The organism is Catenovulum agarivorans YM01 (assembly GCF_000281085.1).
GTDB lineage: Bacteria > Pseudomonadota > Gammaproteobacteria > Enterobacterales > Alteromonadaceae > Catenovulum > Catenovulum agarivorans.
On sequence record NZ_AJWM01000102.1, the window covers coordinates 1 to 13,256 of the forward strand.

13 protein-coding genes are annotated in these 13,256 nt (G+C 41.2%); 6 read left to right on the plus strand and 7 right to left on the minus strand.

Annotated elements, in window-relative coordinates; all coding sequences use genetic code 11:
* Positions 1–278: 278 nt before the first annotated feature.
* The gene (locus WSC_RS25115) at positions 279–575 is read left to right on the plus strand and encodes a glycosyl hydrolase family 28-related protein (RefSeq protein ID WP_050996079.1); all 297 of its coding nucleotides are present in this window, start codon (positions 279–281) and stop codon (positions 573–575) included.
* Entirely contained in the window at positions 532–1,491 is a 960-nt protein-coding gene (locus WSC_RS21600; protein ID WP_050996082.1) for a glycoside hydrolase family 28 protein, read from the plus strand. The genes WSC_RS25115 and WSC_RS21600 overlap by 44 nt, the downstream gene beginning before the upstream one ends.
* A gap of 17 nt (positions 1,492–1,508) precedes the next feature.
* Here WSC_RS21600 and dmeF read toward each other — a convergent pair whose 3' ends face one another.
* Positions 1,509–2,480, minus strand: a complete 972-nt coding sequence (gene dmeF / locus WSC_RS0102310; protein ID WP_016954298.1) for a CDF family Co(II)/Ni(II) efflux transporter DmeF — start codon at positions 2,478–2,480, stop codon at positions 1,509–1,511.
* Between the two features lie 94 nt (positions 2,481–2,574).
* On the opposite strand from dmeF, the gene WSC_RS0102315 reads away from it, so the two are divergent.
* Complete coding sequence (locus WSC_RS0102315; protein WP_016954299.1) at positions 2,575–2,850, plus strand: metal/formaldehyde-sensitive transcriptional repressor; 276 nt, start codon at positions 2,575–2,577, stop codon at positions 2,848–2,850.
* A gap of 197 nt (positions 2,851–3,047) precedes the next feature.
* Here WSC_RS0102315 and WSC_RS0102325 read toward each other — a convergent pair whose 3' ends face one another.
* The 3 genes from WSC_RS0102325 to WSC_RS0102335 form a co-directional block, all read right to left on the minus strand.
* Complete coding sequence (locus WSC_RS0102325) at positions 3,048–3,968, minus strand: alpha/beta hydrolase (protein WP_016954300.1); 921 nt, start codon at positions 3,966–3,968, stop codon at positions 3,048–3,050.
* Between the two features lie 49 nt (positions 3,969–4,017).
* The gene (locus WSC_RS0102330) at positions 4,018–5,475 is read right to left on the minus strand and encodes a glycoside hydrolase family 28 protein (RefSeq protein WP_016954301.1); all 1,458 of its coding nucleotides are present in this window, start codon (positions 5,473–5,475) and stop codon (positions 4,018–4,020) included.
* 144 nt (positions 5,476–5,619) lie between these two features.
* Complete coding sequence (locus WSC_RS0102335) at positions 5,620–6,450, minus strand: type 2 periplasmic-binding domain-containing protein (RefSeq protein ID WP_202801989.1); 831 nt, start codon at positions 6,448–6,450, stop codon at positions 5,620–5,622.
* Between the two features lie 218 nt (positions 6,451–6,668).
* Between WSC_RS0102335 and WSC_RS0102340 the strand changes: the two genes are divergently transcribed.
* A complete protein-coding gene (locus WSC_RS0102340; protein ID WP_016954303.1) occupies positions 6,669–7,622 on the plus strand; it encodes an AEC family transporter in 954 nt (317 codons plus the stop codon).
* Positions 7,623–7,644: 22 nt separating this feature from the next.
* Here WSC_RS0102340 and WSC_RS0102345 read toward each other — a convergent pair whose 3' ends face one another.
* Positions 7,645–8,529 (minus strand): dienelactone hydrolase family protein, encoded by an 885-nt coding sequence (locus tag WSC_RS0102345; protein ID WP_016954304.1) that lies wholly within the window; start codon positions 8,527–8,529, stop codon positions 7,645–7,647.
* Between the two features lie 76 nt (positions 8,530–8,605).
* Here WSC_RS0102345 and WSC_RS0102350 point away from each other — a divergent pair, with 76 nt between their 5' ends.
* Positions 8,606–9,091: a nuclear transport factor 2 family protein gene (locus WSC_RS0102350; protein WP_169315451.1), complete on the plus strand. Its 486-nt coding sequence runs from the start codon at positions 8,606–8,608 to the stop codon at positions 9,089–9,091.
* Here the strand turns inward: WSC_RS0102350 and rhaM are convergent.
* Entirely contained in the window at positions 9,088–9,402 is a 315-nt protein-coding gene (gene rhaM, locus WSC_RS0102355; RefSeq protein WP_016954306.1) for an L-rhamnose mutarotase, read from the minus strand. The genes WSC_RS0102350 and rhaM overlap by 4 nt on opposite strands.
* Before the next feature lie 242 nt (positions 9,403–9,644).
* On the opposite strand from rhaM, the gene WSC_RS24575 reads away from it, so the two are divergent.
* Entirely contained in the window at positions 9,645–12,845 is a 3,201-nt protein-coding gene (locus tag WSC_RS24575; RefSeq protein WP_082196098.1) for a pectate lyase family protein, read from the plus strand.
* A gap of 47 nt (positions 12,846–12,892) precedes the next feature.
* On the opposite strand, the gene WSC_RS21610 is transcribed toward WSC_RS24575, so the two are convergent.
* On the minus strand, positions 12,893–13,256 hold a 364-nt coding region (locus WSC_RS21610; protein WP_202801990.1), incomplete at its 5' end, for a hypothetical protein.

Below are 13,256 nucleotides of genomic sequence, written 5' to 3' on the forward strand. Positions count from 1 at the left end.
GCGATTGGACAGTAAGTTAGATATTTAAATTTAAACTAGGCTGACACAGATTTTTCATCCTTCTATAACATTACTGAAAACATGACGGTTTCGTTCGAAATTATCAACCTAACCGACGAGTATTCAAGACTGTCACCATATGACAGGTGACGGCAGCATGAACCTGATGCGTGAATACAACCATACGGGTCGTCAATTTAGTTTAGGTTTACGTTTTAATATGTAGCCATTTAGCTTACCCAAGCCAAACAATTTGGCTTGGGTAATTAGGAGTTTTTGTGCAGCAAATTCAACTTGAGACACCTTTTAATATGCCGGCAATTCAAATTGCTGATTTCAGCCAAGCTAAGGTGTTTGATATTCGTGATTATGGCGCGCAGCCAAATAACCAACAAGCGAATGAACAAGCAATCGCCGCCGCAATACAAGCCGCCAATGCCAACCAAGGTGGACGTGTATATATTCCAGCCGGAGAATGGATATGTGCAAAAATTCATTTAAAAAGTTTTGTTGATTTGCACTTAGCCGAAGGTGCAACTTTATTGTTTTCTGCCGAGCCAGCAGGTTTCTATTAGTGGCCAAGGCAAACTGCAAGCTAAATTAGATGTTTGGCAGGTTTGGTACAAAAGACCCAAACCACATATGGATGCACTAGCCAACTTGTACCATATGGCCGCTAAAGATGTGCCAGTAGAACAAAGACAAATGACCTATGAAGGCGCTAATTTACGCCCACATTTTGTCCAGTTTAACCCTTGCCAACACGTGTTAATTGAAGGTATTCAAATTCAAGATAGTCCGTTTTGGGTATTACATCCGTTTTTGTGTAAAGACGTGGTGATCCGCGATGTCAAAGTACAAGCACACGGCCACAACAATGATGGGGTCGATCCTGAAATGACCCAGAATATGCTAATTGAAAATTGTGTATTCGACCAAGGTGATGATGCTATTGCGATTAAAGCTGGGCGTAATCAAGACGCTTGGCGGTTAAATACCCCAACCAAAAACCTAGTGATGCGCAATTGTTTAATTAAACGCGCCCACCAGCTAGTTGCTGTAGGCAGCGAGTTATCTGGTGGTATTGAAAATGTATTGGTGGAAAACTGCCGCTTTGAAGATGGTACCCAATATTCAGTTGGCACAGGCAATATTGTCTTAATTAAAACCAATGAGCGCCGTGGTGGTTATGTTAAAAATATCATTATCCGCAATATTAAAGCCGGTGCGGTTAAAGGTGGTGCACTCAGTATAGAAACCGATGTGCTGTACCAATGGAAAGATTTAGTGCCAACTTATGAGCGCCGTTTAACTCAAATTAGCGATATTTATTTATCTGACATTCACCTCAACCAAGCCGACTTTATTTGTAATATTGAAGGCCAAGCTGAGATGCCAGTTAAAAACGTGCAGTTAGCTAATGTTACTGCCGACCAATTAACCAAAGATGCAATATCTAACGTTAATGTCGAAGGTTTTGAATTTGCTTAGTAGACCCTAAAAACGCTTTAATCATGCAAGTTCACTTCAACCGTTATATGATCTATATGCAGTTGCTGCTGTAGCAACTGCTTATATTCTTCAGGGCTAGTTGGCTGTGCTGAACTGATCGCAATTATCATAGCTGTATGCTGGCTAGACAATTTCCACACGTGTAAATCTGTTACTTGGCTGCCCTGCTGCTCAATGATTTGTTGCGCCTGAATGGCTAAATCATCATGCTCTGTTTTATCCAATAAAATATGGCTACTATTTACCATTAAATGGTAGGCCCATTTCGCAATAACCACAGAGCCGATAATACCCATTAAAGCATCGGCCCATAACCAGTTGTAATATTTACCTAAAATCAACGCGACTATTGCCAGCACTGACGTGAGCATATCGGCCAATACATGAAAATAAGCCGCGGCTAAATTGTGATCGTGCGCGTGTGAGTGTTCGTGCGAATGCTGGTGATCATCATGGCTATGGCCGTGATTGTGCTGGCTATGATGGTGGTGACTATGCCCATGATCATGTCCGTGACTATCGTGCAGCAACACAGCAGAAACTAAGTTAACGATAAAACCCAAAATAGCCACAGCAATCGCCTGATTGAATTGAATGCTTTCAGGTACCAATAAGCGCTCGGTCGATTCAATTACCATCATAAAAGCAACTGTGCCCAAAGCAACCGCACTCGCAAAACCACCTAAGGCATTTACTTTACCCGTACCAAAAGTAAAAGCTGGGTTGTTGGCATTTTTGCGCGCATACCAATAAACAAACATAGAAATGGCAAAGGCCGCTGAGTGAGTCAACATATGCCAACCATCTGCCAACAAAGCCATAGAGCCGTACCAACTACCCGCGACAATTTCTATCACCATAGTGACAGTAGTTAAAGCAAATACCATATTTACTTTGCGCTCGGCGCCGCGGTTGTCTACGGTAAATTTATGCGCATATTGGCATTGTTGGCCATGATCATTTTGCACGAGAAAACCTTATAAATTTTGCAATAAACTTGGAAGCTAACTTCAATCTAATATACTATACCCCAGTATACCTATTAGATCCAGCGAGTAACTTATGGCGCACTTAAACAAAAACAACAAAGCTTTGATGACCCGAGTAAAAAAAATTCAAGGACAAGTCAGCGCTTTAGAAAAAGCACTCGACCAATCCAATGAATGTATTGCAGTGTTACAGCAAATTAGTGCTATTAGAGGGGCTGTAAATGGTTTGATGAATCACGTACTTGAAGCACATATTCGTGACCATTTAGGTGATAATCAGTTATCCGAGGAACAACGCCAACACGAAGTTGACGATGTAGTGGGTATATTGAAGTCGTATTTGAAGTAGGTGATGTGTTCCAGAACACTTTTAATTTAATGTACTCACAATGGGCAACAACTCGAAAGCAACCCCGAACGTTAAAGCTTGGTTAGTATCTGTCACTTTACCCAGCTTCACGACATTACAAATTTACATTCAACCATCAGCAAAAGCCGCTGCACTAATAAAAGCAGCGGCTAGGGTTAAAACTTTTGCGACTTGTCTCATTGTGTTTCTAACCAATTTAATAACTGCTCAAACCAATCAATTGGATGACGCATGCCATAACCGTGGTTGCCATCGGGCAATATGGTTAACAGTGCTGGCACTTGGTTATCGACCAAGGCGCGGTAATACACTAAAGCATTAGCGACTGGCACAACAACATCGTCAGTTGAATGTACAATAAAAGCAGGCGGCGCAGTTTCACTAACATTTAATTCATTGGAAAAACGGTCGATTTGTTCACCCGTTGGATTTTCACCTAATAAATTAGTTCGTGAACCTTTATGCGTGATCAGCGGCTGCATACTAATTACTGGATAAACTAAAATTTGAAAATTCGGTTTAACTTGATGCGCGCTATAACCATGATTAACCGGATTATCATAATGTGTTGCTGCACTTGCGGCTAAATGGCCACCCGCAGAAAACCCCATAATGCCCACTTTTTGTGGATTTATGCCCCAGTCTGCCGCTTGCGATTTTACTTGGGCGATAGCTTGTTGCACATCTTGCAATGGACCAACTGATTTATCTTCCATCCAAGTGTCTGACGGCATGCGGTATTTTAAAACAAACGCACTAATGCCATTTTGCGCAAATCGCTGCGCCACTTGTTGGCCTTCTTTTAACATAGACAAACCAAAATAACCGCCGCCAGGGCAGATGATCACAGCTTTGTCAGAACGGTTGGCCGCGTCAGGCAAATAAGCGGTTAAACTTGGCTGGCTAATTTGAATTACAAATTCATCATTATGATTAGTGCTGTGTACTTTTTCGGTATTTTCAGCCGGTTTAGCCCCGCTGATCATTTGTGCTTTATACAAAGTAACGGCTGTGCCTTGCTCTGCTGAGTTTTGTTCGGTACTGGCACATGCAGTTAACAATGTGCCAGTAATCAGTGCCGCGACGAATTTGCGCATTTGAGTGACTCCCAATTTTATTTAATTATTTAAGCTGAGCTCGGGGTATTTATCCTAGCTGACGGTTTTTCCCCGCAACAATTATCTTGTGTTGGGTGAGTTCAGCAACATCTTGAATAATATCTTCTTTTCGAACTTTTTTAACGTCTATCGACTGTAACTTAACTTGTTTCAATGGTAAACGTGGATCACCTTTTAAAATAAACGCGCGCCTTGCGTCAGCCACTTGTACATTTTCAATTTGAATATTTTGCACTTGGGTAATATACGGCTCAATTTTATCTTCGTTGTAGCGCATGTTAATCACAATTGCGTCTTTAACTTTATTGACCGTTAAATTGCGAATGTAGATATTTTCAATAAAACCGCCGCGAGACGAATTGGTTTTAATTCGCACTGCGCGGTACAGTTTTGGATTGTCCATAAAACAGTTTTCGACAAATACATTGCGCACACCACCAGAAATCTCGCTGCCAATGGCTATAGCGCCGTCACCATCCAACATTTTGCAATTACGGATAACAATATTTTCGCTGGCTATGCCATGTTTGCGTCCATCTTGGTCGCGGCCAGATTTAATGGCAATTGAATCGTCCGCTGTGTCAAACACACAGCCTTCAATTAATACATTACGGCAGGATTCAGGATCGCAGCCGTCAGAATTAGGCCCAAAACTTAAACATTGTACATTGCGCACGATAACGTCTGAACAGACTAGCGGGTGTAGCATCCACATAGGTGAATTGCGCAAGGTTACTCCTTCAATTAATACACGCTGGCACAAATAAGGTTGAACAAAACTTGGACGCAAAAAATTTTGTTTAAAAACACGTTGCTCTATTGGTGTGCCGTCGGCAGTCATTTTTCTTAACTGATCACGGGTGATATCTTGGCTTTCACCCTCAATCAAATTTAACTTGCCGCGTTTCCATTTGTATCGCCACGGCCACCAATGATCAGCACTGGCATTGCCTTGCAAAGTGCCCTCGCCCGTTATCGCAATATCGTGTTTTTTGTACGCATAAATCAGCGGCGAATAACTCAGTACATCCGAGCCTTCCCAGCGAGTTAATACATAAGGTTGGTATTTTTCAGGATCGGCAAAAAACGAAATAACTGCATCTTTTTCAACATGCAGCTCAATATTTGACTGCAAATGAATTGGCCCAGTTTGATACACGCCAGCCGACACAATTAACTTGCCTCCACCTTGTTGATGCAAATATTCAATGGCTTTGGAAAATACTTGCGTATTGTCTCCCGTGCCATCGGCTTGCGGATTAAATTTTGCTAAAGCAACTGCCACCGGTGGAATTTTTGGAGTTTGAATATTATCTATTATCTGCTGCGCTTGCTGCCAAGCCTCATGCTGGTCGGCTAAGTGGTTAGTGGATTCAGTTAAGCTTTTGGCGCTAGCATTTACCGCATTAGCCACAAAAGGTGCAGCTAAAGCACAACTACCAATTTGTTTAACCAATTTCCGTTTTGTTAGTGAATGATTTTCCATAATTTGCTTAGAGTTATTAGGTGTAAGATTAATAAAACAACATACACCTTTTTGCAATTTATTAGAAGACGCTATCCTTATACCGCAATCTGCGGTAATTAATATTAGATTTAAGCATAGAGTTATCACTCAAGACACCGCTAGTTATTGGCAACTGGTTTTCTCTAACGGAAAGTGCCATAAGCTAGTATCGTTGAACGGAATGTCTTTAGGTAAATGTGGATTACACAAAAATATTTTATTGCGGCGCTCTAAATTGAGCGCTTTTAAGCTGGTGACAATATCAGGGTCGTGATAAAAGATATGGTCGAACTCTCCCGAAGCTCGCAGCATTTTTATGCCAGTCGATAATCTTTTTGCCAACATATGATTGTTCTTGTTAACGTAAAAATACACAGGCAAGGGATAAATCAGAACTATATGCGGGTCTATCGCCAGTTGTTTATTTTTATGTAGCTGCAGCTCGGGTAAAACCTCATTAAAACCACGTGAAAATAATGGAAAACGTCCCGCAGCTAACATTTTAAATAATTGTTCAAAAGTTGAAGCTTGAGTAACGGTTAAACCATTTGCTTGGTAGATATCTACATCTGGCCAGCCATAACCCAAGCCAAATTGAAACGGTTTGAGTTTTTCTAACGAATCGACTCCTTGTAATAAATTCACATTCCTCTGTTTAACCAACATAATGCGAAAGCCTAATAACCCTTTAATCAAGGGTTCGTTGATAGTTAGGTAATCTTGCTGACGCTCAATAGTGACTGGCGCCCAGGTTAAATCAATAACCCTGCCCTGTTTGAGCAGATGATCTATACGTTTGTGAGTTAAATCTTGAGTAGAGTAATTGATTTTGCACGGGCCAAATTCAGGCTCAGTAACAGCTAATGTGCGCTCCAACAAAGAGATGAAAAATTGATTGTGTACTAACTTATTTGGTTCTTGTTTAGGTAAAGTGATGCACGCGTATAACCGCACTGGTATTGCTGCAAATATTAAGCAGATAATCAGTAAGCGCACGCAATCACCCCAAAGTTAAAATTATTTTCTAAGTATAGGTGAGTCCTAAAAATCTGCCCATGTGTTCTGCGGGCAATCAAACAGACTGATGTAGCATATACAATCTCCAACATTGATTTTTAGCTACGAACCAACGACTATAAAGCTAGTTCGCATTCAATTAAACAAGCAGTTATATGGCCGATTTTCTTCACAATATAATTTTTACTTTAAATGTAACTTTGCCAGTACTTGTGGTGCTGTGTTTAGGTATTTGGCTAAAACGCCGGCGCATAATCGACCAGCATTTTACCGATATAGGTAACAAGTTGGTGTTTAATATCGCGCTACCCTGCTTATTGTTTGTCAAAATTGCCGATGCGCCAATTGTCGAGAATTTTAACCTAGTTTATTTAGGTTATGCTTTGGCAGTAACAGTTGGCACAGTAGTGTTTTTGCAAATCTTTTGTCAATTCTTTTCCAAAGATGCACAAAAAGTCGCGGTATTCGTGCAGTCGAGTTATCGCGGCAATATGGGAATTGTTGGCCTAGCGCTAATATTTAATATCTATACAGATAATGCGGATGCACTGGCATTAGCCGCGGTTTATTTAGGCTTTATGACCTTGGTTTACAACATAGTCGCTGTGTTTATTTTGCAAACAGACAGCAAAGCTTTTAGCTGGGCGCGGTTAAAAAGTTTGTTGATGAATCCACTTATTCTGTCGATTAGCATTGCAACCATCTGGTCAATTTTAGGTATTCCGCTGTTTTCCGCCCTTAAACAAACAGGTAATTATTTTGCTAGTTTAAGTTTGCCACTGGCGCTTATTTGTATTGGAGGTAGCCTGCAACTCGCGAGCTTAAAAGAAAATAAACAGTGGGTTATGTACGCCTGTTTAGTTAAATTGGTTTTAATGCCAGCCGTTGCGGTTGCCGGTGCAATTTTGTTTGGTTTTAGTGCTGAGCAGATCACTTTATTATTTATTTATATGAGCACACCCACTGCTGCTGCAAGTTACGTAATGGCCAAACAAATGACTAATCAAGCGCAACTGGCAGCTGAAGTAATTGCCATTACCACCTTATTAAGCACTGTGAGTATTTCACTTGGGGTATTTGCGTTAAAAACCGCGGGTTATATTGGTTAACCCGCGCTGATTTTTATTCAAGCTACTTTGCCAATGTGCGTTTAAAAAAGCTAATGGTGCGCTGCCAAGCAATATCCGCTTGGGTTTGGTTATGCCTTGGTGTCGAAAAGTTATGAAAACCATGTTGGGTATCTGGATAAACATGCATAACGAATTTTTTCTTATGCTGGGTTAATGCTTGTTCATATTCAGCACGCATCGCATTAACTCGTGGATCTTGCTCAGCATACTGGATCATTAACTCAGCTTGGATGTTCGCGACATCTTCAGTTTTAGCCGCTCGACCATAATATGGCACACCTGCCAATAAATCTGCGCCCATATCTGTTGCTAAACGATTAACCACAGCACCACCAAAACAAAAACCTGTCGCACCTAATTTACCTGTTGATAACACATGGTTCTTTAAGAAGTATGCACTGTTAAGCATGTCCTTAAATAGCTTGTCTTGATCTAATGCGCGCTGCATTATTTTACCGTCGTCATCATTGCCAGGATATCCACCAGCTGGATACAAGCCATCCGGTGCTAAAGCTAGAAATCCTTCAACCGCTAAAGCACGTGCAACATCTTCAATATAGGGGTTGAGTCCACGGTTTTCGTGAATAACCAATACCGCCGGAAATGGCCCTTCGCCAGCAGGCGCAACCAAATACCCACGCATTTTACCCGAGTTACCACCAATCGATGGGTATTCAACATAACTCGGTTTAATCCGGCTATCGGTAAATGAAATTGTATGGCCATGGGCATAATTGGGTAATAAAGCTTGTGCCATGACAATTGCCGAACCACCGGCAATCGTTAGTTTTGCCGCTTTATTTAAAAATTCGCGCCGGCTCATCGCCGAGTGGCAATATTCGTCGTACAACGCATACAATTGTGGATCTATAGGTTGGTTTTTCATGGCCATATTTCCATATTTGGAGAAATTGATTTATTGAATTAGAGTAGATGTACAATAAAACATCAACTATAAAATTATGAAAACTCGATTATTCTTGTTCAGCTTCTTGCTTATGCTGTTATCGCCAGCAAGCTTTGCTGCTCAGTGTAACAATCAGCAACAAGTATCGGCATTAGATAACAACTTTGAATTGGCGATTAAAAACGCCAACAGTAACTTTTTACAGCAAGTGCTGGCAGATAACTTTATTTGGGTGCACAACCTTAAGAGCATGACAGAAACTAAAACCAGCTTGCTTAAACGTTTAGCCGCCGACAACTATGAAACGCCTGTGCAACGCACCTCAGTTATAGAGCACTTTATCCAAGGGCAAGATACTTGGTCTGTGATGGGCATTTCGCATGTGTATAAACTGCGACCAACTGAAGCTGATGAAAATAATATCCGCCATTACCAATATTATTTCTCACGCAGTTATCAACAAATTGATGGTAAGTGCAAATTATTGTCGTCCATGACAATGAAAATACATACAGAAGATGGCGCTAGGGTTTTACCCTAGGCCATATGAAACACTTTAGTTAAAGGTGTCACTACTGGGCTATTATCTGAGTTTGCTTGCATAATATCGCCCATATACGCCCACCATTTTTGCATAACAGCGGTTGCTGGTAAGTCGTCCATAGTATGATCAGGTTTACGCCATAACACTGCAAATAATTGCAGTGTTTCTGGATGTAAAAATATTGAATAGTCTTCAATACCGGCAGCTTTGAGTTCGCTGACTAATTCTGGCCATATTTCATCATGGCGTTTTTCATATTCAGCTTCGCAGCCCTCATTTAGCTGCATCACAAATGCTATTTTTTCCATCTGTTTATACCTCTTAATCTAACAATTGAAACTTAGGCGGTTTTGGTCAATAGCACATCAAAGTGATGTTGTACGTCATCCAATTCTGATTAACAAATAAAATCATTTTGCGTTTTCGATTACAAAAAAGATACATCTTTTCTACATTAGCGTGATATGCTACCGGTAGCATTTGCTATATTGGGCAAAAAAACACACAAACTAGATAGCTAAAAAACTATCCATTTAGGATGCTTAAATACATGAATAAATTTTATTTAAATGCGCTATTTGCCATCTCAGTTGGCTTGTTAGCAGCATGCTCTGGCTCAGAAGTTGATACAGATACCTCTGTCGAACAACCGGGTGGTGATAACACTGGCGGTGGCGACAACATTGGCGGTGGAGATAACACTGGCGGTGGCGACAACACTGGCACCACAGACTATGGTGTAACTGGTTTTGCTAGCTTAAATGGCGGTACTACGGGTGGTGAAGGCGGTCAGGTCGTAAAAGTATCAACAGGTACAGAATTACATACTGCTTTATGTACCCGTGCTTCGAGCGATACACCTATTATTATCGAAGTTGAAGGTACAATTAATCATGCCAATACCAGCCGAGTATCGGGTGACAGCTGTAATACAGCCGAAGACGTAATTGAACTAAAAGAAATTAGCAATATCAGTATTATTGGTGTTGGTAGCGGCGCCTTGTTCGATCAAATCGGCATTCATATTCGCAAAGCATCGAATATTATCATCCAAAATATCCATATTAAGAACGTCAAAAAATCAGGTTCAGTTACTTCAAACGGCGGCGATGCAATTGGTATGGAATCAGACGTATCTAACATTTGGGTTGACCATGTCACCTTAGAAGCAAGCGGCGGTGAAAACGAAGGTTTTGATGCTTTGTTTGATATGAAAGCCAATTCTAAATATGTAACTTTGTCGTATAGCATTTTAATGAACTCAGGCCGTGGTGGTTTAGTTGGTTCGACCGACGGCGACAACAATAATGGCCCAGTGACTTTCCATCATAACTATTATTTAAACCTAGATTCACGTACGCCATTGCTACGCCATGCAACAGCGCATGCTTATAACAACTATTACGATGGCCTGAATGAATCTGGGATGAATCCGCGTATTGGCGGCAAAATGAAAGCGGAAAACAACGTTTTTGAAAATGCCAAAAACCCACTAGGTACGTTTTATACCAATGATTTAGGGTATTGGGACGTCAGCGGCAATATTTGGGCAGATACTGTTACTTGGTCGATACAAGGGGATAAAAGTTATCCAGCAGGCCCTAACCCAGTATCAACCACTAGCATAGATATTGCTTACGACTATGCGCTAGACGATGCAACTTGTGTAAAAGATTTAATCTTAGCGACAGCCGGTGCCAACAAAGGTTTAGCCGTTTCTGATGGTAGCTGTGGTGTAACTCATATAACTGGCACAGGCGATAATACTGCAGGTGGTACAGATTCTGGCTCAAATTCAGGTTCAAACGGCGGAACTGATTCAGGTGGAGACTCAGGTGGCGATTCGGGTTCAAATGGCGGCACTGATGTCAGTGGTGTAAATCTATCTTTATCTGGTGGTGCTGACGGTAGCTCAAAAGCCAGTGGCAGCAGCTATGGCAATGTTAAAGATGGCGATTTGTCTAGCTACTGGTCTCCAAGTGGCACCAGTGGCCGCATCTCAGTAAAAGGCCTTTCAGGGCAAATGAATACTGTGGTTATTGTTGAAGCAAGCGGTAGTGAAGGCACAATTCAAGACTGGCAACTAATCGACAATGATACAGGCTCAGTATTGGACTCAGGTACAGGTATTAATGGTGCAATTCAGTTTGATGTTATTTCATCTTCGAAACTAAACTTTGAGATAATTTCAGCATCAGCGGCACCACAAATCGCTGAGTTTGAAGTGTATTATCAAGCGGATAGCTCTGCGAATACAGGTTCAGGTTCAGGCACAGATACAAGTGCAAATCCTGGCAGTGGTGATAGTGATAGTAGTAGCAACAATACAGCTGGTTCAGGCAACCAAGTTGCTGTAACTTACCCAGATGCCACTTGTGCTGATTTAGTTAATAACCCAGCGGTTAACTGGCGTGAATCAGCATTGCAAACCGACCAAGAAATTGTTGAATGTTTAGCAAGCTCGCTCGGCAAACCTATAGGTTTTGGTGAAAATGCCTTGGGTGGTTACAACCCAACAGGCGGCAGCAAATTAGTTGTAATCACTAAACAAGATGCAGAGCAGCAATTATTAAATGCAATTTCTAGCGATGACTATCATTGGATAGTGTTTGATAAAAATGACTTCGCCACTGAACAACAATTGATGATGTACCGCCCTTACTGTAGTCAAGCGGCAGTGCAAACTCATTTAGCTGCTGATGAAGCTACCTGTAAAGATCCAATCGCTTGGTGTAGTCAAAACGGCGTAGCAGATGCTAATTGTTTAGAACATTTTTTCAATACAAAACTGAACGACAGCAACTTACCCATTCGCAACTACAAAATATCGAGTAATACAACAATTGATGGTCGTGGCGCGAATGCTAAATTTGTCTTTAACGGCTTCGCAATTGGTGGTGATAGCAGTGGTGTAGCAACAACAACTGCCAATAGCGTAATTATCACCAACAACTATTTTGTTGGCGTTGGCCACACTGAAGATCACGACTTAGATCCGGATATGATACGTTCAACTGGCGAATCACACGATATATGGGTCCATCAAAATACTTTCGACAACACAGGTGATTCAGCTTTTGATGTCAAAGTGGGTGCTTACAACATTTCAGTTTCGTTCAACAAGTTAATCAATGTAAAACGCGCGTCTTTACATGGTTCAAGCGACAGTCGCACAATCAACTCACAAATCACCACCAGTATTCATAACAACTTATTTGTCACTACGGATAGCTATTTCGGTGACAGTAAATTTAATACCTTACGCCGTGTGCCTTTATTGCGCCGTGGTCAAACGCACTTATTTAACAATGTGTTTTATGGCTACCGCAAAGATATTTTAAGTGTACGTGTCGGCGGCAGCGCTCTGTTTGAAGACAACTTAGTTATCAACAATGTGAATAACTCCAAAGGTGATGATTTAGTCGATTGGCAAACCAATCTATTTGATGCAGCAGTCAAAGAAGGTCACTTAACGGTGAAAAATTCAGTTGTAGTAGAAGCAAACGGGCAATGTGAATTAACCGGTAATTCAGCATCACTCGATACTCAAGTAGGCAATGATTTAGATATGTTGGGTCAATACCATGCGGATTCACAACAAAGTTTTGCTGCAAATAAATTTACGGCAGGCTCGGATTTACGTGATTACTTAGTTGCATCTGCAGGTAAAGGCGGTAAAACACCATTTTTATCAAGTTATACCGATGGCATGACGAATATTTTGGCGGCTGGCAAGGTAAGCTGTCAGTAAAGAAGGAAGCGACAGATATATTTTATCTGTCGCTTTATTTTAACGATTTAATCTAGTGCAGTAACTGAAACACTACTGAACACCAAACGTTTACCACTTGTTTGGTTTTCAATAACTTTAATCAAATTCGCATACTGGTCGACAAATGTCGACGAAATTTCCGACCAGTCTTCAGTAGAATAAGTTGTCGCGTAGCCATCATCTGTCGCAACAGTCACTCTCTTTTCGCTCAAATTAAACACAGCATCTCTGATACGCACACCTGAACCAGTTAAACCTTGTACATAAGTCATATCTGATGCCAAAAAGATATCACCACCTCTGGTAATAACGTACGTTCCATCTGCGCTGGTCCAAACACCACCACTCATACGATAGTCGCCGTGATAAGGAGAATCACCGGCTGCTATG